A 21298-nucleotide genomic window follows, 5' to 3' on the forward strand; every position below is an offset into this window, starting at 1 on the left:
CTAAACATCCGATGTCTCCCTTGTCAATGGGTCACATTTCCGTATTATGGGGTGAAACACCACACTAGAGCTCGGATGTTAGTCCCGAACACGGAGGAAGCCATGACCTTGAAATTCGCCAGGCTGGGTACGGCCGGAAACGAACAACCGGCCGTCATCGCCCAGGACGCCGACGGCACCGAGAAATACTTCAGCCTCACGCCCTTGACCCAGGATATCGACGGCGGATTCCTCGCCTCGGATGGCATCGAGCGCACCCGGGAAGCCCTGAACAGCGGGGATCTTCCCGAAATTTCCCCTGCGGGCCTGCGCATCGGTGCGCCGGTTGCCCGCCCGGGTGCAGTAGTGGCCATCGGCCTCAACTACACCGCCCATGCTGCCGAGTCCGGTGCCACACCGCCCGAGGTTCCCGTGGTCTTCCTCAAGCCCACCAACACCATCGCCGGACCGTTCGACGCCGCTCCCATCCCGCCGTCGTCGGAAAAGTACGACTGGGAAGTGGAACTGGCCATCGTGATCGGCCGGGAAGCGTCATACCTTTCATCTGTCCCGGAAGCCGAAGCCTGCATCGCCGGTTACGCCGTGGCGAACGACCTCTCCGAGCGCGACTACCAAATTCCCGGTGCTGCGGGACAGTGGACCAAAGGCAAATCACTGCCCTGCTCCACTCCCCTGGGCCCGTGGCTGGTCCCGGCCTCCGAGATCGACGCAAGCAACCTGCGCCTCCAGACCTTGGTCAATGGTGAAGCCCGCCAGGATTCCAGCACGTCGGACATGATCTTCGACCCGGCCACCATTGTGCACCACCTGAGCCAATACATGGTTTTGGAGCCCGGAGACGTGATCATCACCGGGACCCCCGAGGGCGTTGCACTGTCCGGCCGCTTCCCCTTCATCCAGCCCGGCGACGTCGTGGAGTTGGACATCGAGGGATTGGGACGCCAGCGCCAGGAGTACTTCAGGGCGCAGGCCGGTTCCGCGACAGGCGGTCAGGCCGGCGCAGCCGCTCCCGCCCACGTCAACGCCTGATGGCAGCCGCAGCGCCCTCGGTGGGCAACGACTTTGAGGGCCTCGCGGCCCTCGTCACCGGCGGCGCGTCCGGCATCGGGGCGGCCATCGCGGACCGCCTCGCTGCCGGAGGCGCGCAGGTCGCCGTCCTGGACCTCGCCCCGGAAACCAGCCCGCACTTTGGTGTCCAGTGCGATGTGGCCGATGATGCATCGGTGCGTGCCGCCGTCCATGCCGTTGTGGAGCAATTTGGCCGGCTGGACATCGTGATCAACAACGCCGGAATCGGCGCCCAAGGCGACATTGCCGCTAACGACGACGACGAGTGGCTGCGCGTCCTCAACGTCAACGTGGTGGGCATCGCCCGCGTCAGCCGCGCAGCTCTGCCGTACCTCCGTGAGTCACCGGCAGCAGCGATCGTCAACACCTGCTCCATCGCAGCGACCGCGGGACTGCCGCAACGTGCGCTGTACTCGGCGTCGAAAGGTGCAGTGTTGTCCCTGACGCTCGCCATGGCAGCAGACCACGTCCGTGAGGGGATCCGCGTCAACTGCGTCAATCCCGGCACCGCAGACACTCCCTGGGTGGGACGTCTGTTGGATTCCGCTGCCGACCCCGCCGGCGAGCGCGCCGCCCTCAACGCCCGGCAGCCCCACGGCCGGCTGGTTGACGCCGCTGAGGTGGCCGGTGCCGTCGCGTACCTTGCGAGCCCGCTGTCAGGCTCCACGACGGGAACCTCGTTGGCGGTCGACGGCGGCATGCAGGGTTTGCGGTTGCGTCCGGTGCAGTAGGAGTTTCGTAACGCTACGGGCCTGCAACGTCCGGCACCGGTGGTTCGCCTATGCTCAACCTCAAGGAATCAATGGCGACTCACTTAGCAAACTCAGGAGCATTACCCATGAGCAACTGGCGCATCAGGGACTTCCACTCATCCGACCTCGATGGCATCCTCCACCTCTGGGAGTCACTCAAAGCCGACGGCGTGGAGCCGGTGTACGCGTTGTCCGAGGTCCTGGCATCGTGCGAAAAGGACCACGCCGTGGTCGCGGTGCAGGGCGACCAAGTGGTGGGCGCCGCCGTCGGACGCGCCGCACACGACCAAGGCTGGATCGTGTTCCTGGCCACGCTGACGGAGTTCCGCGGCCGCGGCATCGGCACCTCGCTGCTGTCCGCCGTCGAGAACCGCATGGCCCCGCACGGCCTCAACAAGCTGTCTGCACTCATGCCTGAAACTGAAACCCGGGTGGAAGCCTTCCTGGGGCGAGGCTTTGTGGTCAAGAAGAACCTGCGCTATTTCGAGCGCACCATACCTGTGCAGCGGCAGGAATTGGAGCCATTGAGCCTGCTCGGTGGCCGCATCCTTGCACGGGATCTGTGGGAGAACGTGGCCGGCATGCGCCGCGAGAAGGAACTGTTGGAACGCCGCCTGGTGCTTCCCCTGGCCGAGGCGGACCTCGCCGACGAATACGGCGTGGTGCCGCCCCGGGCTGTTGTGCTGTTCGGTCCTCCAGGTACGGGAAAGACCACGTTTGCCAAGGCCATTGCGTCGCGGCTGGAGTGGCCGTTCGTAGAGGTCTTCCCGTCGCGCTTGGCCGCTGACCCCAAGGGCCTGGCCGGTGCGCTGCGCGAGACGTTCCTGGAAATCGCCGAACTGGAGCACGCAGTGGTGTTCATCGACGAGGTGGAGGAAATCGCGTCGCAGCGTGCCGGGGATCCGCCGTCGCCGCTGCAGGGCGTCACCAACGAACTCCTCAAGATCATCCCGGCCTTCCGCGAACAACCCGGCCGCCTCCTGGTGTGCGCCACCAACTTCATCCGCGCCTTGGACACCGCATTCCTCCGCCACGGCCGGTTCGACTACGTCATCCCCATCGGCCTCCCGGACGTCCACGCCCGCGAAGCCATGTGGCAGCGTTTCATCCCCGCCACAGTGGTGGACTCCGTGGACATCGCCCAGCTGGTGGAACGGACGGAAGGCTTCTCGCCCGCCGACATCGAGTTCGCGGCCCGCAGCGCCTCCCAGCGTGCCCTGGAAAAAGCAGTGTACGACGACGGCGCTGCTTTGGGCGGTTCAGCCGGCGCTGCGTCCGGGGCCGGGTCCAACGGGCGCAAGGGACCCGTGACGCAGGACTACCTCGACGCGATTGGTGACACGCGCACCACCGTGAGTCCCGAAGTGCACCAGGACTTCCTCGAGGACATCGACGTGCTGGGGCGGGTGTAACTCCTTCCCGCGAGATCGCCGGAACACTGCGGGTTCGCCGGAACACTGCGGGTTCGCCGGAACTCTCCGGGCGGTCTCGACGCATTGCGGCGGTCTCGGCGTGAAGGCAGGGGCAGCGGTAATCTTTGAGCCATGTCCTCGAATCCCCTTCGCCATGCGCTGTCCCGCATGGGCGGCCGCGATCCCCATGAAAAGCACCGCACAGCAACCCCGCTGGAGCTCTTCTTTGACCTGACCTTTGTCATTGCCTTCGGTGTTGCTGGCAGCCAGTTCGCCCATGCGGTGGCGGAGGCGCACTTCTGGCCTGGGCTGCTGGCCTTCTCGTTCGCCATGTTCGCGGTGATCTGGGCCTGGATCAACTTCACGTGGTTCGCCAGCGCCTACGACACCGATGACTGGGTGTTCCGTGTGGTCACCATGATCCAGATGGTGGGCGTGCTCATCCTGGCCATGGGCATCGAGCCGATGTTCCACTCGATCATCGAGGGCAGGCACGTGGACAATGTCACCATCGTGCTGGGCTACATCATCATGCGTGTGGCCCTGATCTTCCAATGGCTTCGCGCTGCCCGCCAGGATCCCGAACGCCGGGATACCTGTTTGCGCTATGCAAAGTACGTGGCGATCGTCCAGATCGGCTGGGTTGTTGTGCTGTTGGTGGACGCGAGTGTCCTCACCACGTTCCTTGTGGCAACTCCGCTGTTCATCATGGAGATGGCGGCACCCTACTTCGCGGAACGGGAGATCCGTACCCCGTGGCACGCCCATCACATCGCGGAAAGGTACGGGCTCCTGGCCATCATCGCCTTGGGCGAATGCTTGATTGGCGCAATTGAAACCTTGCGTGCCATTGTTGCTACCCATCAGTGGTCCGTGGATGCAGCACTGGTCGGGCTGAGTGGCACCGGGTTGGCCTTCGCCATGTGGTGGATCTACTTCATCCTGCCCTCCGGCCCGGCATTGCACGTCCAGCGGCATCGTTCGTGGGTGTTTGGCTATGGGCACATGCCGGTCTTTGCCGCCATTGCCGCCACAGGTGCGGGCCTGCACGTTGCCGCGTACTTCATTGATCATGAAGCACACATTCCCGCGGCTGCCGCTGTTGCCTCGATTGCCCTGCCGATTATCTTGTTCAAGATCTCGCTCACAACGCTGTACAGCATCATGCTCGGGCTGGAACGCGAACACCTCGTGAGCTCAGCTTTGGTGGTTTTGGGCTTGGCTGGAAGCATAGCCCTGGCTGCCGCCGGAGCATCAGTCCCGGTGTGCATGCTGGAGATGATGCTGGTTCTGGGCCTGTCGATCGCCTACGACGAACGACGCGGCCACAAGGGCCGGGCCGCCGCGCTCCGAAGGCTGGAAAACGCCGCGGGCTAGGAGCTCGCGTTACAGGGCATTGCTGGGGCTTTTGCGCCAAAGCCCGTCGCTGCGGGGCCCGCTTTGCGCGCCATTTCAGTCCCCGAGGCACGCAGAGCAGGCCCCACAACGGGCGCGGAGGGGTTACTCGGGAACGATCTCGTCCAGTTCCTGGAGCAGGTATGGGTTGATCCGTTCCAGGATCATCCTGACCTCGTCGCGGGGAACGGCCGTGTACAGCACAGGTCGGGCATCGGCGTAGCGGGTGACCGGCGGCTTGTCCGGCCACTTCTCCGCGAGGGCCTGAACCCGTTCCGGGAGCGAGTTGTGGGCGTTGTCCGCGATCTTCACCAACGTGGCGTCGTGATCCTCCGCAACAAAACGGATGCCGGCGTCGTAGTCATCCGGGTCGTCGTGGAAGCGGCGGGTGACACGCTCGATAATGTCTACCGCACGCTCGGACACGCCCATTTCCAGCAGTGCCTGCCGGGTGATGGGAGTGTCCTCGGCGATGTCATGAAGGTAGCCGGCGATCTGGATGTCCTCATCAAAGTCGGCCAGAGCATCGCCCACTGCCAGGACGTGCTCGCGGTAGGGGCGCTTGAGCTTGTCCTTCTGCCGGTTGTGGGCCACCTCCGCCAGGACCTGGGCTGTTTCTACAGTGAAGTGTGGTTCGGTCATGCTGGCCTCCGGGTTGAACATGGGATCAACGGCGATCGATCCCATGTTCAGGCTATCGGTTGTTCCGGGACGGCAAGCGCGTGGGGGGATCTACCAGTCCTGTACGGCGCGTGCGGCGATGGCGACCGTGACTGCCCTGGGCAAGCGCTGCGCAAACCCAGCCGTCACCCGGTTGACCCACCCGGAGACAACGCTGCCGGGCGTGTCCTTGCGACCCAGGGCTTTGATCGCTGTTCCAACAACCTGTTCGGAGGTCTGCATCTTGCCCACCGCGGCGGACTCGCCACCGAGGACGTCGAAGAACTCAGTGCGCGTGGCGCCGGGACAAAGGGCCAGGACGTTAAGTCCGGAGTTCTTGGTTTCGTGGGCCACGGCTTCAGTGAAGCTCAGGACGAAGGCCTTGGTGGCACCGTAAACGGCCATGCCGGGAATGGGCTGGAAAGCGGCAGTACTGGCCACGTTCACCAGGGCACCTTTTCCGGAGTCGAGCAGTTGCGGCAGAAAAGCCCGGGTGATGTCCACCAAGGCGGCCACGTTCAAGGAAATCTCAGACGCAATAGTGTCCGGATCTTCCTCAACCAAAGGCCCATGGGTGCCGAAGCCCGCGTTGTTGATCAACGTGTCCACGGTGATCCCGCGGCCGGCCAGTGAATCGAAGAGCTCGCGCCCCACCCCTGCACGGCCCAGGTCCATGGGGAGCACGGTCACGGTGACCCCGTGGCGGGAGCGCAAGTCCTGGGCCAACTTCTCCAGACGGTCTGCGCGCCTGGCCACCAGGACGAGGTTGGAGCCCCGGGCAGCAAATTGTCCGGCGAACTCAGCGCCGAGGCCGGAGCTGGCACCTGTAATGAGTGCAGTGGTACCTGCGTAGGTCATGGTCATGGCGGAATCCCATCGGTTGAGTAAGAGACTGATGTAGTCGCTGTCTACATGGTAGGCAGTGTCTACTTTGTTGTCAATGACTACATTGGCTTAGACTTGAGTCATGACTGACCAGCCCTACCACCACGGCAAACTCCGGGAGGCGCTCCTGGAGCGCGCCATGGAGACCATTGAGGAAGCCGGCGTGGAAGGACTTTCCCTGCGGCAGCTGGCCCGTGATGTCAACGTCAGCCACGGCGCTCCGGCCAAGCACTTCCGTGACAAGCAAGCCCTGATCGACGCCGTGGCGCTGGCTGGCTTTGAGTCGATGAACCGCCTGATCCGGGATGCCACCCAGTCCAGCGATGACCTCCATGGCCGTTTCGTCCGCGTCGGCAAGGCATACGTCGACTTTGCCGTTGAGCACCCCGCCCTGCTGACGGTGATGTACTCCACCAAACACCACCCCGATTCCAGCGAGGAACTGCGGAACACTGGCGCCCAGGGAATACATGTTGCCCAAGCCATGATCGCCGAGGCCCAGGAAGCCGGCGTCCTGGCCGAAGGCGACCCCGGGACACTGGCCATGGTGTGCTTCGTCAGCCTTCATGGGACTGCCCTCCTTGCGGCCGGCGGACACTTGGACGGCACTTCAGTGGACGACGTAGTCACCGCTGCCACCGACACCCTATGGGCAGGCATGGCGGCCGGAGTCCCGGCTGCCCAGCCCAGCTAAGCCGCGAGCCCAGCGATCACTTCCCGCACCGCCGCGCTCAGCTGGAAGTTGCGACAGCCCACTCCCCCGGGCTCCGCCTGCTGCGGCACGTACCCAAAGCCGAGTTCATACACAGGGTCCGCGAATCCCAGAGATGCGCTGGCGCCGTCGTGCCCGAATGCGCGGTAGCTGCCGAACGGCATCCGAGTGTGGGACTTCATGAACACCGTGGCAAAGCAGCCAGTCTCTCCAAAGACGCGGTCGATGCCGAAAACCTGCTCGCGGGTTACCGCACGAATGGTCTCCTCCGTCAGGAGAGGGGGAACGGCGGGTTCGCCTTCCAACCCTGTCAGCGCTGCAGCGTAGATTCTTGCCATCCCATCCGCACTCGCCACTCCAGCAGCCGAGCTCAACCCCGCGGCCCGCACCTCCCGGATGTTGGGCAAGTCCAGGATGTCGCCCACGGCAGAGTTGGCCGCCAGTCCGGCGTGGCTGGCAGGATCCACCCACGGCCACGCCGGATCGGCCGCCCAGCGGAAGGGAGCGAAGCGGGCCTCTTCGGCGTCAGGCAGGCCAAGGTAGAAGTGCGCTCCGGTTGCGGCCCGGATCCGCTGTTCAAAGACGTCCTGGAGGGTGGAACCGGTGATGCGGCGGCACAGCTCCTCCATGAAGATACCGATGGTCAGTGCGTGGTAGCCGAAAGCAGTGCCGGGTTTCCATAGCGGCGGCAGTTTGGCGAGCTTGGCGGCTGCGAGCCCGGAGTTGTTGACCTCGTGGAGGGTGAGGCCGCCTTCCACTCCAAGGAGCCCGGCCTGATGCGAAAGAAGCTGGGCAACGGTGATCGAAGCTTTCCCCTCGGCACCAAACTCCGGCCAATACTTGGTCACCTCGGCATCAAGGTCCAAGGTGCCGTCCTGAACCAGCAACGCCATGACCAGGCCCGCCATGCCTTTGGAGCAGGAGAAGACGCCCGTAACCGAGTCCGGGCGGATATGCGGTCCGCCGCTGAGGTCCAGCACTTTGACGCCGCGATGGTAGGCCGCGACTTGCGCCGAATACTCCGGATCCTGATCGAGGAAACTGCCGAAGAGCTCGGCGACGGGTTCGAAACCTGGGGCGATCACCTTTGCATGCATCCAGACAGCCTACGTGGTGGGCGTTTCAGGGCCGGGGGTTTTCCACACCCATGGCTCCTTGGGGAGGCTCCGGGGGCGGAAGTGCGGCAACGCCTCCTCCAGGGTTCCGGCAGGCAGGCCCACCGATTCAAGGATCAGGTCACGGACTCTTCCGGCAGGAATTCCGACGGCGGCGAGGTCGCCCAGCGTGACCGCACCGTCGCGCTTTGCCAGCCTGGCGCCGTCGTGGTTTACCACCAGTGGCACGTGGGCATATTCGGGAACGGGCAGGCCCAGCAGCGTCGCCAGGTAGGCCTGCCGCGGGGTGGAAGGGAGGAGGTCATCGCCGCGCACCACCTGGTCGATTCCCTGGGCGGCGTCGTCCACCACCACTGCCAGATTGTAGGCGGTCACTCCGTCATTTCGACGCAGCACAAAGTCGTCCACCATGCCCCTATAGATGCCGCACAACTGGTCCTCAACAGCCCACTCAACAACGTCCGCCTGGAGGCGTATCGACGCCGGGCGTGACGCGCGCCGGATCTCCCGTTCAGCGTGGGACAACCGCCGGCAGGTCCCCGGATACGCGCCCTGCGGCGCATGCGGCGCCGACGCTGCTTCCTGGATTTCCCGGCGGGTACAGAAGCATTCGTAGGTGCGGCCCTCAGCAGTGAGGCGCGCAATCGCTTCGTCGTAGAACGCCGCGCGTTCAGTCTGGCGCACGACGCCGGCGTCCCACCTGACGCCGACGGCCTCCAAATCGCGCAGCTGCTCCGCTTCGGCGCCGGACCGGGTACGGTCCAGGTCCTCGACGCGCAGCAGGAAGTCCCTACCGCTGGACTTCGCGAAGAGCCAGGCCAGGATGGCCGTACGGAGATTGCCGACGTGTAGTTGGCCGGAAGGGCTCGGGGCGAAACGGCCAGCTGAAGTCATGCTCCAAGCCTATGTGGCCGTGCTCCGCGGCGTCCGCCGGGACGGGGCAATGCAAGAGCCCCTCAGCTACCGCAACGATCCGGTGGCTCAGGGGCTCTTACTGTGCTGCCCGCACGATACGGGCGAGTGCAGAATGACAATGCTGTGAACAAGAGTCAATCAGCGGCTGCTTCCTTGCGGGAAACCTGTGCAGGGATCCGGGTGGTGTTCCGGATGCCTGGTGCCTGCGGGGTCCGGCGGTAGCCTTGCCCTGCTTCGTTGTCACCATTTGAGCAGGAGACATACAGTTGGTGCAACGGACACAAAAAAGAACGGTCGATCTGACCAGTCTGGCCGGAAAACTTGGACAGGAAGTGGTCACTTTGCAGCAACTCGACGCGACGGACCGGCGAATCCTGGCCGCCCTCGACAACGATCCCCGTGTGCCCATCATGGTGCTGGCCCAGAAGCTCCATCTCGCGCGGGGAACTGTGCAGTCCCGCTTGGAACGGATGACGGCCGCCGGAGCCCTGCGACCGAACAGCAGCCGCGTCCTGCCGGCGGCCTTGGGGCGTGGCGTCGCGGCTGCGGTCAGCGCCGAACTGGACCAAAGCCACTTGAATGAAGCCATCGCCGCACTCCGGGACATCCCCGAAGTCCTCGAGTGCCACGCACCCGCCGGCGATACCGACCTCATCATCAGGGTGGTAGCCAAGAGCCCGGACGATCTTTACCGCGTGTCCGAGGAAATCCGCCTATGCCCCGGAATCGTGCGCACGTCCACCAGCATGTTCCTCCGCGAAGTGATTCCCTACCGGACAACTGGGTTGCTTGCCGAGTAGGCCGGGACTATACGGGCGGGCCGATGTTGGTTTTCAAGTTCTTCATCACCAGGGTTGACGTCAGTCGTTCCACGGCTGGAAGAGCCGCGAGTTCGTCGTCGTAGAAGCGCTGATAGGCAGGCAAGTCTGCGGCAATGACCTTCAACAGATAGTCAGGGGAGCCAAACAGCCGCTGCGCCTCCACGATGTTGGGACTGGCTGTCACGCGCTCCTCGAATTCGGCCATGATGGTGCGCTCCACCTGCTTGAGGGTGACAAATACTATCGCTTCGAAACAAAGCCCCACGGCAGCAGGATCGATGTCGGCACGATAGCCGCGGATCACCCCTGACGACTCCAAATCCTTCAGCCGCCGATGGCATGGAGCCACGGTCAAACCCACCTTGGAGGCCAAGGCTGTCGACGTCATTCGGCCATCCTCTTTAAGGTGGCGCAAAATACTTCTATCGATTCCGTCAATCACGCAAGAATCTTACCCAAAATGCCGGATCAAGGGCTAAATCCGGGAACACTTATGGGCGGATTTTTCCTAGAGTTTTCCTACCAACTACCTCTGGAGAGATCGTGAATCCGCAGCTGTTCCTCGCCTTCATGCTGGTGGCCGTCAGCTTGGCGTGCACCCCCGGCGTCGACTGGGCGTATTCAATCTCGGCCGGCCTACGCCAACGCAGCTTCGTTCCCGCAGTGGCGGGCCTGTGCAGCGGGTATGTCATCCACACATTGCTGATGGTGGCAGGCTTGGCCGCTCTGCTGGCAGGAGTCCCGGGACTCCTGGGATGGCTGACCATCGCCGGTGCGGCCTACTTATTGTGGCTCGGCGGCTCGACCATCCGCTCGTGGCGAGGTGCGAGCTTCAGCGCGGAAGCCGGCGTCGTGCAGTCCGGAAACCAGCTCCGCACCTTCCTTCAAGGCATGGGTACCAGCGGCATCAACCCCAAGGGCCTGCTCTTTTTTATCGCGCTGGTACCGCAGTTCGTCAGCCCCGAGGCAGCACTGCCCGTTCCGGTCCAGTCAGGTTTGCTGGGCCTGACCTTCGTGATCCTGGCAGGGGCGGTCTACACTGGCGTGGCCCTGACGTCCCGGAAGTTGCTGGCTTCCCGGCCGGGTGCCGCGCGGGTTGTGACGCTGACCAGCGGGATCATCATGATCGGACTGGGAACAGTGCTGTTGTCCGAGCAACTCCTCCCGCTGCTGCTGCAGTTGCAGCCGGCGGGCGCTTAGGCAGCAAGCAGTTCGTCCAGCCGCTCGTATCCTTCGATCACGCCGTAGTCCATTCCCGTTGCAAGGGCCATGTCGCGGGCTTCCACGGAGGGGTAGACCTCGTGGGCGACCATCCGGGTCCTGCCGTCGATTTCCTCGAAGGTGGTGGTGCTGATGACTACCTGGTTGGGTGCGCCCTCGAACTCCACTGTCTGGATGATCAGTGCGTCGGCTTCAACGGTGTGGAAGACGCCGCGGAAGCCATACATTCCGTTGTCGTCACCGCTTTCGTAGCGCCAGCTGCCGCCGGTGGTGGCGTTGTACTCGGTAATTTTGGTGACCGTGCTGCGCGGGCCCAGCCATTTGGCCAAGAGGTCCGGGTCAACATGGGCCTTGAAGACCGCACTGACGGGAGCATCGAATTCGCGGACTGTATCAACGAACGGGACGCCGCTGTCAGCGGTGATTGTTGTTGGATTGCTCATTTCAGTTCCTCTTTCTTCTTTGCTGTTGTGTTCTCGTGTTCTTGGTGGGAGATGCCCGCAGCCAGCAGTTCGTCCAACTGCCGGAAGCGGGATTCGGCGATCAGCCGGTACTGGTCAATCCAGGCCGTCAATCTCTCCAAAGCTGCTGCATCCAAATGAACCGGCCTGCGCTGGGCATCCCGGGATCGGGTCACCAGGCCCGCATGCTCCAGGACCTGAATGTGCTTGGAAACCGCCTGCTTGGTGATGGCGAATGGTTCCGCGAGCTCATTGACAGTGGCATCTCCCCGGGACAGCCGGGCCACCATGGCCCGCCGCACCGGATCCGCCAACGCCATAAAAGCCCTGTCCAGGGTCTCCGACCCCGGGGCATCGTGTTCCATCGCCGCTTCAACCCTTCGTCCTCGACCAAACCTAAGTCAATCGATTCATTGATCAACTGTTTGGTTGATTAAGAGAATACGCTTCCTCCCCCGAGGACGCAATGGTTTTTATTCGCCGCCCAGCTGCCTGAAGTCGTTCTCCCAAAGGCGCCGCATTTCAGCGTCTTTCCGGATGACCTCCAGCGTCTCCAGCTCAGCCGGAGGGGCAGGACGCCTGGACCGCGGAGTCAGGGTTCGGCGGCCTTGGTCAAGCGCGAGGAGTGCCCTGTCTGTCAGTGCATCATTCTTCAACGCCAGGTTGGTCTTCCGCCGCCGGAGGACTTCCTTCAAGGCCAGCTGCGCGGATTCGATGTCACCCCGTGCCCGCTGGGAACGCGCACGGATCAGCAACAAGGCAGCCGATAGGTCGTCAGTGTTCAGCAAACCTTCGGTCCACAGCACCACGTCCCGGTGCCGCTCCAGCGAATACGCCGCGGTGCAGCGCGCCAGGGCAGAAGGCAACGACGGCGGCAAGCCGACCACTGCTTCCAACGCCGACTCGGTCATCCCCATCTCCCGCAGGCAATGGGCCAGCGCCAGGAACACGGATTCCTCACTGAACAGAACCGGAACCTCGATGCGTTCGGCTACCTCGACTTTGGTGACCACCTGCCCAAGGTACGTAGCCGAGAACTGGCTGGCGTCGTCGTCGATCCTTGTTGTTAAACCGCGCTGCAGCAGCTCCGAAGCCCGCAGGAACCCGCCATGCTTGTATGCGAGCAGGCCTGCCATAACGTGGCATAAGCCGGCCCACCCCGGATTCATACGGCCAAAAGCGAGAAGCCCATCCGGCTCCGTGGAGGTGAACACGGCTTCGTGCATCGCCTTGGCCGTCCTGGAGGAAAGCATCTTCAACCGCGGTACGTTGCCCACCACGGACAACCTCGCGTGGTCACGTCCGCTCAGCACGCCGGACAGCACGTCATTCACACCGTCGGCCAGGCCACGGACCGGGGTGCGGACGTAGCCCTCGCGGAAGGGAGTGAGATCGCGGGTGTCGTGGAAGATCGTGTGCACACGTCCGTTCGGAGCTTGGCTCATAAATCCATGCTAACCGCCGCTGAACTGGGCACATCCCCTGCTATCGGAGGCATTTCAGGAGTATTATGGCGGCGTCGGCAAGGTTTTGCCACACCCCTTGCCGCAGGTCGGCTCTCCATGAGAAGAGCCGGGTAACCGCGTGAAAGGGAGGACTGATGACCACCGCTTCGCACCCCGCCGAACACCACCACATGATGGGGTTGACGCTTCGCAACACCGCCATGGGCGTTGGCATTGTATTTCTGCTGGTAGGCGTCCTGGGGTTCATCCCGGGAATCACCACCAATTTCGGCGCCATGACCTTTGCTGGACATGAGTCAGGCGCCATGCTGCTTGGAATCTTCCAAGTGTCCATACTCCACAACATCGTTCACCTGCTGTTTGGCGTGGCCGGCTTGGCCATGGCAAGGAACGCACGCATGGCCCGCCTGTTCCTCCTGGGCGGCGGCGCCGTGTACATCGTTCTTTGGATCTACGGCCTGGTCATCAACCAGGAAACAGCTGCCAACTTTGTCCCGTTCAACACGGCTGACAACTGGCTGCACCTGATCCTCGGCGTTGCCATGATCGGCTTGGGCGCCTGGCTGGGCAGGGATGCCATGGACGAAACCACAACGGCCCGACGGAAGATGTAAACCTTCACACACGTTGTGAACAAACGACGGCGACCGCTCCCCCTGAGGGGACGGCCGCCGTTTCGTTTACCGCCGGGATGGCACTTAATGACAATGTTGGCGTTCCGGATTGTCATCAAATGCCGTCTCGGCGATGGTTTGGGGCGCGCCCACCCAGCCGCGTGGTGACTTTGGCAGCGGCTGCGGCGCAGGCTTCACCGAGGCTGTCCAAGGTGTCTTGTGAGACGCGGAATTTCGGCGCCGGAATCAGGACGGACGCCACGATGTCGCCACGATGGTCGTAAACGGGCGAGGCCACACCGACTTCCTCAATGGACGTCTCCCCGAAATTCACTGCCCAGCCGCGTTTCATGGAGTCCTCCACTCGGGAGAGATACGCCTCAATTGCCTCCTCGTCCAGACCAGGAAGGGTGATCGAACCGCTACGCAGCAGCTGACGCACCCTATCGTCATTCTCTGCGCCTAGGAACACCTGCACTGACGAACTCAGGGCCTCGTTGTACCGCGCACCCAGCGGAGTGAGGTGTTTTACCTGATGCCGACTGGGGATCTGTTCCACACACATGGATTCGTTGCCGTTCCACACCATGAGCGCACTCGTCTCCCCTGTCCGCTCGGTGAGTTCACGCAGGACCGGGTAGGCAACGCGGCGCTCTTCGAGTTCCGCCAGGAGCGGGCCCGCCATGGCGATCATTCCCAGCCCCAAGCGGAACCTGCGTGAATCGACGTCGCGCTCTACTAGGTTTTCCTGTTCCAGGGTCGCGAGGATCCGGGAGACGGTGCTCTTGTGAAGGCCGATTCGGCCCGCGATTTCGGTGACTCCCAGAAGTGGTTCGTCGGCCGTGAAGCTCCGCAGCACTGCGATGGCGTTAACGATGACCGAGGTGCTTTTGTTGTCGCCATTGCTGGAAGCGTCGCTGGATTCCGAGGGAGTCATGGGTTCACTATATTTCGACGGCGGCCAGCTCGCCGGACCGAACGCGGCCCGTGGACACCGTACCGGGCACCCACCGGCCGAGCCGCCTAAGCTCCGATGATGTTGTACTCAGGCCCGAACGGGAACTTGGTGATGTTCTCCGCGCTGTCTTCACCGACCACAAGGATGTCGTGCTCGCGGTATCCGCCGGCACCCGGCTGGCCGTCCAGCACTGTGATCATGGGTTCCATGGAGACCACCATGCCGGGTTCAAGCACTGTATCGATGTCCTCGCGAAGTTCGAGGCCCGCTTCGCGTCCGTAGTAGTGGCTCAGCACACCGAACGAGTGGCCGTATCCGAACGTGCGATTGGGCAGCAAACCGTGGCTGATGTAGATCTCGTTGAGCTCTGCGGCGATGTCTTTGCAGACGGCACCGGGTTTGATCAGCTCGAGGCCGCGCCTGTGCACCTCAACGTTGATGTTCCATAGCTCAAGGGACCGGGCATCAGGTTCGCCGTAGAACAAGGTACGTTCCAGGGCTGTGTAGTAGCCACTGGTCATCGGGAAACAGTTCAGGGACAGGATGTCGTGTTCTTGGATCTTCCGGGTAGTGGCCCAGTTGTGGGCGCCGTCGGTGTTGATGCCCGACTGGAACCACACCCAAGTATCGCGAATTTCCGAGTCCGGGAAAGTGCGGGCGATCTCGTGGACCATGGCCTCGGTGCCGATCAGGGCAACCTCGTATTCGGTGATGCCGGCCGTGATGGCGTTGCGGATGGCCTCACCACCGAGGTCTCCAATGCGGGCGCCATGCTTGATGACTGCGATTTCCTCGTCCGATTTGATCATGCGCTGGCGCATTGCCGCCTGTGCGACATCCACCAGAGTCGCACCGGAGAACGCGGCTTGGATCTTGTTGCGGTTGTCCAGCGGCAGCGAGTCATCTTCGACGCCGATGCGGCGCGGGTTGATACAGCGCGTGCGTAGGACTTCCTGGATTGCGTGGATGTAGTTGTCACGGCGCCAGTCCGTGTACACCAGGTTGTCCCCGTAGCTGCGGCGCCAAGGCATACCGGCGTCGATATTCGCCGTAATGGTAACCGTGTCATCCTTGGTCACCACCATGCCGTAGGAGCGGCCGAAGTAGGTGAAGAGGAAGTCGGAGTAGTACTTGATGGAGTGGTAGCTGGTGAGGATGACGGCGTCCAGGTCTTTCTCGGCCATGATGCGGCGTAGGCCAGCGAGGCGGCGCTCGAACTCAGCATCGGAGAAGGTCAGCGATACTTTTTCGCCGTTGTTGAGGACCTTGGTGCGCTCGAGCTTGGCGACATCGTTGACGGACTCGTTCTGGGTGATGGTCATGCGGTTCCTTTCAATGGGTTTGGTTGTTCTAGTCCTGAAGCAGAGGTTTCTTGGAAGTCTCGGCGGCGAACAGGACTGCGATGAGGGAAACTACGGCGGCGGCCACGAGGTACCAGCCGGGGGCCAGTTTGCTGGCCGTCATACCGATCAGGAGCGTGGCCATGAACGGCGCCGTGCCGCCGAACAAGGCGTTGGAGAGGTTGAAGCTGACGGCAAACCCGGTGTACCGGACCTTCGTGGGAAAGAGTTCGGCGAGGAAACTCGGTAGGGTGCCGTCGTTGAGGGTGAGCATGCCGCCCAGCAGGATCTGAACCAGCACGATCACCAGGAAATTGCGGGTGTCCAGGAGCATGAACGCAGGCACTGTCAGCAGAATGAAAAGGACTGACGCGGTGATAAGCATTCGCTTGCGACCGAACGTGTCCGAGGCGATGCCCGTCAGGAAGATGAAACCTATGTAACTGGCCAAGGCAATGGTGGTGGCCAGGAACGACTCTGTTGCACCAAAGCCCAGCTCCTCCGATAAGTAGGTGGGCATGTAGCTGAGGATCACGTAGAACCCCACCGCATTGAGCAGCACCGCACCAGTGGCGATGACGAGCTGCTTCCGATAGGTCCGGAACATTGCGAACGCCGGAGCCTTCACCGCATTGTCCTTTTCGGCCAATTCCCGGAATGCCGGTGTGTCCTCGAGCTTGGTCCGGATGTACCGGCCGATCAAACCCATAGGCGCGGCCAGCAGGAAGGGCAGACGCCAGCCCCATTCGTTGAGCTGCTCCGCGGTCAGGACTGAACTCAGCAGGGCGGCAAGCAAGGATCCCAGCAGCAGTCCCGCTGCGGTACTGGCAGGCACGACGGCGGCGTAGAGTCCGCGGCGATTCGCCGGCGCATATTCCACCAGGAAGGCGGACGCCCCTGCGTACTCGCCTGCTGCGGAGAAGCCTTGGACAACTCTTACGACCAAGAGCAGGATGGGGGCCATCACGCCGATGGTGGCGTAGCCGGGAATCAAGGCGATGCAGAACGTGGCCACTGACATCAGCACAATCGACAGGGAGAGTGCCTGCTTCCGTCCGAGACGATCACCGATATGGCCCCAGATGAAACCACCGAGAGGCCTCACGAAGAAGGAGATCGCGAAGACGCCGAACGTCGCCAGCAGGGCAGTTTGCCGGTCGGACTCGGGGAAGAAAACAGTCGAGATTATGCCAGCCAGGTAGCCGTAAACGGCGTAGTCGAACCATTCCACAAAGTTGCCGATGAAGCTGGCAGTGACCACTCGCCGTCGAGTGTCCTTGCTGACTTTGTTGTTGAGGCTTGGAGCGTGGTCGGGGCCGGCGGCTGATGAAAGGCCTTGCTCGGCTGCCACAGAGGATTCATTGCTCATGTGTCCACCAAAATCTTTTGGGGTTGCATTGAACGCAACGCTGTTGCAACAGCTTATGTGTGAGCGACGTCACGGTCAAGAGTTAATTTTTTGGATTAATTACCAGCATGCAGGCTTCAGCAAGGGGCCGAGCGGGCTAATAGCGCGAAACGAAATCGTTGCGTCAGCTCCAACCCTGTTGCATCAATGGGAAGGAAGAGCCCACCAGGCCGCCCATACGCCCACCGAAGCTCTCTCACATCCCACGCCCACATCACGAACGCTCTTTCATCAGGATGAAGTGAAGTGAGGCGACGTCGACACTCGAGTCGGCATCGACGTCGAGCCTTCCACCCTTAGCGGCTGCGCACGCTCCCGCAGCCAGGCGACGGGAGCCGAAGGGTCGGAGCAGATTGGACCCATGGGCCCGAGGGGGACTGTATCCAAGAAGAACCCTGCGGGACGTGAGAGGGTCCGCCCTAACCACGAGGGACGTGAGAGAGGGTCCGCCCTAACCACGAGGGACGTGAGAGAGGGTCGGGAGAGGCGGGGTTATCCGGAAGCGCGCATCTAAGCGAGGATCGAGCGAGCGCGCAGGGGATAACACCGCCACCGGATGGCGGTACGGCTCAAGCACGCGGGAGGTGAGAGAGGGACCCGCCCAAGCACGCGGGACGTGAGAGAGGGTCCGCCTCAAGCACGAGGGACGTGAGAGAGGGTCAGAGGACCTTGCGGATGGTCTCTTCGAAGCTGACCACGTGGTGCAGGGCGAGTTCGGCGGCGCGGTCTTCGTCGCCGTCGGCGATGGCCGTGAGGAGGTCGGCGTGTTCGGAGATGTGACCGGACACGGAGGGCATCTTCTCGAGCATGTGGCACCAGATGCGGGTGGCGAGGTTGTCGTATCGGATCAGAACGTCTTCGAGGTGCGCATTGGCGGAGGCTTTGTAGATGAGCCGGTGCACCTGGATGTCGTAGCGCATGAGTTCCTGGGAGGAATTGTCCTGGCCTTCGAGATCACGGATGGCCGCTGCGACGCCGCGAAGCTCGGAACGCATGGCGGGGCTGGCCATGCGGGCAGCCTTCCTGGAGGCGAGCGGTTCCAGGAGCTCGCGGATTTCGGAGACTTCGGCGAGCTGGGTGATGTCCACGCCGGTGGCGAAGGTGCCGCGCCGCGGGTACGACACCACGAGATGGTCGCTTTCAAGGCGTTTGATGGCTTCGCGGACGGGGGTGCGCCCGATTCCCAGTTCTGCAGCAATCTGGCCGTCATTAATGGGGTCGCCGGGCTTGATGTCCAGCATGATAAGCCGGTCGCGCAGCAGCAAGTAGGCGTTCTCCGCCAGGGACGTGCCCTGCGGAACTGATTCCAGTGCTTCCAGTGCTGCGCTCATTAGTCTCTCCCGTTAGTCGCATTCATAGTCTGCTGGATGAGTTACCGCTGACCTGTTGACGACTATGTGATCTCCAACATACTATGGCAATAGTTCTAATATATCAGTTGCCTAACAGTCGGCCACTAGACAAGCTTTGAAGGAGAACACCATGGTTGAACCGCTGATCCGCCCGCTCGCCCAGGCGGACCCGGAGGTCGATCAGGCGATCGCCCAGGAACTCATCCGCCAGCAGTCCACGCTGGAAATGATCGCCTCTGAGAACTTCGCTCCCACGGCCGTCATGGAGGCCCAGGGATCGGTGCTGACCAACAAGTACGCCGAGGGCTACCCGGGCAAGCGGTACTACGGCGGCTGTGAGCACGTAGACGTGATCGAACAGCTGGCCATCGACCGTCTGAAGTCCTTGTTTGGTGCAGAGTTCGCCAACGTCCAGCCCCACTCCGGAGCCCAGGCCAACGCCTCGGCCATGCACGCGCTGATCACCCCCGGCGACACCATCATGGGCCTGAACCTGGCACACGGTGGCCACCTGACCCACGGCATGCGCATCAACTTCTCCGGCAAGCTCTACAAGGTTGTCCCCTACGGCGTCCGCGAGGACACCCACACTGTAGACATGGCTGAGGTCGAGCGCCTGGCTCTTGAGAGCAAGCCGCAATTGATCGTCGCCGGCTGGTCTGCTTACTCCCGCCAGTTGGACTTCGCCGAGTTCCGCCGCATCGCCGACCTGGTGGGTGCCTACCTCATGGTGGACATGGCCCACTTCGCGGGTCTCGTAGCCGCGGGTCTGCACCCCAGCCCGGTGCCCCACGCCCACATCGTCACCAGTACCACGCACAAGACCCTCGGCGGTCCCCGCGGTGGCGTGATCCTGACCAACGATGCCGACATCGCCAAGAAGGTCAACTCGGCAGTCTTCCCCGGCCAGCAGGGTGGTCCGCTGGAGCACGTGATCGCCGCCAAGGCCGTGGCCTTCAAGATGGCCGCTGAGCCGGAGTTCCAGGAACGGCAGGTCCGCGTTCTTGAAGGCTCCAAGATCCTGGCCCAGCGCCTCCTCCAGGACGACGTAGCTGCAGCCGGCATCTCCGTTGTCAGCGGCGGCACCGACGTCCACCTGGTCCTTGCCGATCTCCGCCATTCAGTGCTCAACGGCCAGCAGGCAGAAGACACGCTGCACCGCATCGGCATCACGGTCAACCGCAACGCCGTTCCCTTCGACCCCCGCCCGCCGATGGTTTCCTCGGGCCTGCGCATCGGCACTCCCGCCCTCGCCGCCCGCGGTTTCAAAGCTGAGGACTTCACCGAAGTCTCGGACATCATTGCGACGGCGTTGATCGCCGCAGCGAACAGCGGCACCAAGGCCACAGGCTCAGAGACAGGCACCGAAGGTGACGTCACCCTGGACGAGGCCACCGCCGTCGAACTTCGCCGCCGCGTGACCGCGCTGGCAGACAAGTTCCCGCTTTACCCGCACCTGAACAACAACGGCAATGGCGCCGCAACCGAAGCAGAACTGATTGGAGCAGCCCAGTGAGTGCAGACCACCTCCCCGAACACCCGGACTTCCTCTGGCGCAACCCGGACCCGAAGAAAAGCTACGATGCCGTAATTGTGGGCGGCGGCGGGCACGGCCTGGCCACCGCGTACTTCCTGGCGAAGAACCACGGCATGACCAACATCGCCATCCTGGAAAAGGGCTGGCTGGCCGGTGGAAACATGGCCCGCAACACCACCATCATCCGTTCCAACTACCTTTGGGACGAGAGCGCCGCCATTTACGAGCACGCCCTCAAGCTCTGGGAAATCCTCCCGGAAGAGCTGGAGTACGACTTCCTGTTCAGCCAGCGCGGCGTCATGAACCTGGCCCACACCCTGGGCGATGTCCGCGAAAGCGTTCGCCGCGTGGGTGCCAACCGGCTCAACGGCGTGGATGCTGAGTGGCTGGACCCTCAGCAGGTCAAGGAACTCTGCCCCATCCTGAACATCAGCGACAACATCCGCTACCCCGTCATGGGCGCCACGTACCAGCCACGCGCAGGCATTGCCAAGCACGATCACGTGGCGTGGGCCTTTGCACGCAAGTGCGACGAACTGGGCGTGGACATCATCCAGAACTGCGAAGTCACCGGCTTCATCAAGGACGGCAACCGCGTCACTGGAGTCCAGACCACCCGCGGCACCATCAACACCGAAAAGGTGGGCCTCTGCGCCGCCGGCCACAGCTCAGTCCTGGCAGAAATGGCCGGCTTCCGCCTGCCGATCCAGTCGCACCCGCTCCAGGCCTTGGTCTCCGAACTGCACGAGCCGGTCCACCCCACAGTTGTCATGTCCAACCACGTGCACGTGTACGTGTCCCAGGCCCACAAGGGCGAACTGGTAATGGGCGCCGGCGTGGACTCCTACAACGGCTACGGCCAGCGCGGCTCGTTCCACGTGATTGAGGAGCAGATGGCAGCAGCTGTTGAGCTCTTCCCGATCTTCGCCCGGGCCCACGTGCTCCGGACCTGGGGCGGCATTGTGGACACCACACTGGACGCCTCGCCGATCGTGGGGCTGAGCCCCGTGGAGAACATGTTCGTCAACTGCGGTTGGGGAACCGGCGGCTTCAAGGGCACTCCGGCGGCAGGCCTGACCTTCGCGCACACCATTGCTACCGGCGCACCGCACAAGCTGAACAAGCCGTTCGCGCTGGAACGCTTCGAAACCGGCGCCTTGATCGACGAACACGGCGCCGCAGCCGTAGCCCACTAGCCAGGACAGG

General features: G+C 62.9%; 22 protein-coding genes. 10 read left to right on the forward strand and 12 right to left on the reverse strand.

What is annotated here, in order from left to right; all coding sequences use genetic code 11:
* Nucleotides 1–102 precede the first annotated feature (102 nt).
* The 4 genes from AYX22_RS20250 (at nt 103) to AYX22_RS20265 (ending at nt 4609) form a co-directional block, all read left to right on the forward strand.
* Nucleotides 103–1029, forward strand: coding sequence for a fumarylacetoacetate hydrolase family protein (locus AYX22_RS20250; protein ID WP_207595268.1), 927 nt, complete (start codon nt 103–105; stop codon nt 1027–1029).
* Nucleotides 1029–1799 (forward strand): SDR family oxidoreductase, encoded by a 771-nt coding sequence (locus AYX22_RS20255; protein ID WP_207595269.1) that lies wholly within the window; start codon nt 1029–1031, stop codon nt 1797–1799. Before AYX22_RS20250 ends, AYX22_RS20255 begins: the two co-directional genes overlap by 1 nt.
* A 107-nt stretch (nt 1800–1906) precedes the next feature.
* Nucleotides 1907–3232 (forward strand): GNAT family N-acetyltransferase, encoded by a 1326-nt coding sequence (locus tag AYX22_RS20260; protein WP_089596512.1) that lies wholly within the window; start codon nt 1907–1909, stop codon nt 3230–3232.
* Nucleotides 3233–3364: 132 nt separating this feature from the next.
* Complete coding sequence (locus AYX22_RS20265) at nt 3365–4609, forward strand: low temperature requirement protein A (protein WP_207595270.1); 1245 nt, start codon at nt 3365–3367, stop codon at nt 4607–4609.
* Between the two features lie 123 nt (nt 4610–4732).
* Here AYX22_RS20265 and AYX22_RS20270 read toward each other — a convergent pair whose 3' ends face one another.
* Together AYX22_RS20270 and AYX22_RS20275 are read right to left on the reverse strand one after the other, a co-directional pair.
* Nucleotides 4733–5314: an HD domain-containing protein gene (locus tag AYX22_RS20270; protein ID WP_242703428.1), complete on the reverse strand. Its 582-nt coding sequence runs from the start codon at nt 5312–5314 to the stop codon at nt 4733–4735.
* A 45-nt stretch (nt 5315–5359) separates the two neighbouring features.
* Nucleotides 5360–6151: an SDR family oxidoreductase gene (locus AYX22_RS20275; protein WP_207595271.1), complete on the reverse strand. Its 792-nt coding sequence runs from the start codon at nt 6149–6151 to the stop codon at nt 5360–5362.
* A gap of 103 nt (nt 6152–6254) precedes the next feature.
* Here AYX22_RS20275 and AYX22_RS20280 point away from each other — a divergent pair, with 103 nt between their 5' ends.
* Nucleotides 6255–6866, forward strand: coding sequence for a TetR-like C-terminal domain-containing protein (locus tag AYX22_RS20280; RefSeq protein WP_207595272.1), 612 nt, complete (start codon nt 6255–6257; stop codon nt 6864–6866).
* Here AYX22_RS20280 and AYX22_RS20285 read toward each other — a convergent pair.
* Together AYX22_RS20285 and gluQRS are read right to left on the reverse strand one after the other, a co-directional pair.
* Nucleotides 6863–7981, reverse strand: a complete 1119-nt coding sequence (locus tag AYX22_RS20285; RefSeq protein ID WP_207595273.1) for a serine hydrolase domain-containing protein — start codon at nt 7979–7981, stop codon at nt 6863–6865. The genes AYX22_RS20280 and AYX22_RS20285 overlap by 4 nt on opposite strands.
* Nucleotides 7982–7990: 9 nt before the next feature.
* The gene (gene gluQRS / locus AYX22_RS20290) at nt 7991–8893 is read right to left on the reverse strand and encodes a tRNA glutamyl-Q(34) synthetase GluQRS (protein ID WP_207595274.1); all 903 of its coding nucleotides are present in this window, start codon (nt 8891–8893) and stop codon (nt 7991–7993) included.
* A gap of 362 nt (nt 8894–9255) precedes the next feature.
* Here gluQRS and AYX22_RS20295 point away from each other — a divergent pair, with 362 nt between their 5' ends.
* A complete protein-coding gene (locus AYX22_RS20295) occupies nt 9256–9714 on the forward strand; it encodes an Lrp/AsnC family transcriptional regulator (protein WP_207597669.1) in 459 nt (152 codons plus the stop codon).
* A 7-nt stretch (nt 9715–9721) separates the two neighbouring features.
* On the opposite strand, the gene AYX22_RS20300 is transcribed toward AYX22_RS20295, so the two are convergent.
* Nucleotides 9722–10177: an Lrp/AsnC family transcriptional regulator gene (locus AYX22_RS20300; protein ID WP_207595275.1), complete on the reverse strand. Its 456-nt coding sequence runs from the start codon at nt 10175–10177 to the stop codon at nt 9722–9724.
* Between the two features lie 101 nt (nt 10178–10278).
* Between AYX22_RS20300 and AYX22_RS20305 the strand changes: the two genes are divergently transcribed.
* Complete coding sequence (locus AYX22_RS20305) at nt 10279–10935, forward strand: LysE family translocator (RefSeq protein ID WP_207595276.1); 657 nt, start codon at nt 10279–10281, stop codon at nt 10933–10935.
* On the opposite strand, the gene AYX22_RS20310 is transcribed toward AYX22_RS20305, so the two are convergent.
* From AYX22_RS20310 to AYX22_RS20320, 3 genes are all read right to left on the reverse strand, one after another.
* Entirely contained in the window at nt 10932–11399 is a 468-nt protein-coding gene (locus tag AYX22_RS20310; protein WP_207595277.1) for an SRPBCC family protein, read from the reverse strand. The genes AYX22_RS20305 and AYX22_RS20310 overlap by 4 nt on opposite strands.
* A complete protein-coding gene (locus AYX22_RS20315) occupies nt 11396–11782 on the reverse strand; it encodes a metalloregulator ArsR/SmtB family transcription factor (protein WP_207595278.1) in 387 nt (128 codons plus the stop codon). Before AYX22_RS20315 ends, AYX22_RS20310 begins: the two co-directional genes overlap by 4 nt.
* Before the next feature lie 108 nt (nt 11783–11890).
* Complete coding sequence (locus AYX22_RS20320; protein ID WP_207595279.1) at nt 11891–12862, reverse strand: hypothetical protein; 972 nt, start codon at nt 12860–12862, stop codon at nt 11891–11893.
* Nucleotides 12863–13017: 155 nt separating this feature from the next.
* Between AYX22_RS20320 and AYX22_RS20325 the strand changes: the two genes are divergently transcribed.
* The gene (locus AYX22_RS20325) at nt 13018–13497 is read left to right on the forward strand and encodes a DUF4383 domain-containing protein (protein ID WP_207595280.1); all 480 of its coding nucleotides are present in this window, start codon (nt 13018–13020) and stop codon (nt 13495–13497) included.
* 115 nt (nt 13498–13612) lie between these two features.
* Here AYX22_RS20325 and AYX22_RS20330 read toward each other — a convergent pair whose 3' ends face one another.
* From AYX22_RS20330 to AYX22_RS20345, 4 genes are all read right to left on the reverse strand, one after another.
* Nucleotides 13613–14434 (reverse strand): IclR family transcriptional regulator, encoded by an 822-nt coding sequence (locus AYX22_RS20330; protein WP_207595281.1) that lies wholly within the window; start codon nt 14432–14434, stop codon nt 13613–13615.
* Nucleotides 14435–14520: 86 nt separating this feature from the next.
* Complete coding sequence (locus AYX22_RS20335; RefSeq protein WP_207595282.1) at nt 14521–15777, reverse strand: aminopeptidase P family protein; 1257 nt, start codon at nt 15775–15777, stop codon at nt 14521–14523.
* Between the two features lie 28 nt (nt 15778–15805).
* A complete protein-coding gene (locus AYX22_RS20340; protein ID WP_207595283.1) occupies nt 15806–17164 on the reverse strand; it encodes an MFS transporter in 1359 nt (452 codons plus the stop codon).
* Between the two features lie 698 nt (nt 17165–17862).
* The gene (locus tag AYX22_RS20345) at nt 17863–18534 is read right to left on the reverse strand and encodes a GntR family transcriptional regulator (RefSeq protein ID WP_089596525.1); all 672 of its coding nucleotides are present in this window, start codon (nt 18532–18534) and stop codon (nt 17863–17865) included.
* Between the two features lie 151 nt (nt 18535–18685).
* Here AYX22_RS20345 and glyA point away from each other — a divergent pair, with 151 nt between their 5' ends.
* Together glyA and AYX22_RS20355 are read left to right on the forward strand one after the other, a co-directional pair.
* Nucleotides 18686–20071 (forward strand): serine hydroxymethyltransferase, encoded by a 1386-nt coding sequence (glyA, locus tag AYX22_RS20350; RefSeq protein WP_242703429.1) that lies wholly within the window; start codon nt 18686–18688, stop codon nt 20069–20071.
* Nucleotides 20068–21288, forward strand: a complete 1221-nt coding sequence (locus AYX22_RS20355; RefSeq protein WP_011776430.1) for a sarcosine oxidase subunit beta family protein — start codon at nt 20068–20070, stop codon at nt 21286–21288. The genes glyA and AYX22_RS20355 overlap by 4 nt, the downstream gene beginning before the upstream one ends.
* Nucleotides 21289–21298 lie beyond the last annotated feature (10 nt).

The sequence above is a fragment of the Arthrobacter sp. D5-1 genome, from assembly GCF_017357425.1.
GTDB lineage: Bacteria > Actinomycetota > Actinomycetes > Actinomycetales > Micrococcaceae > Arthrobacter.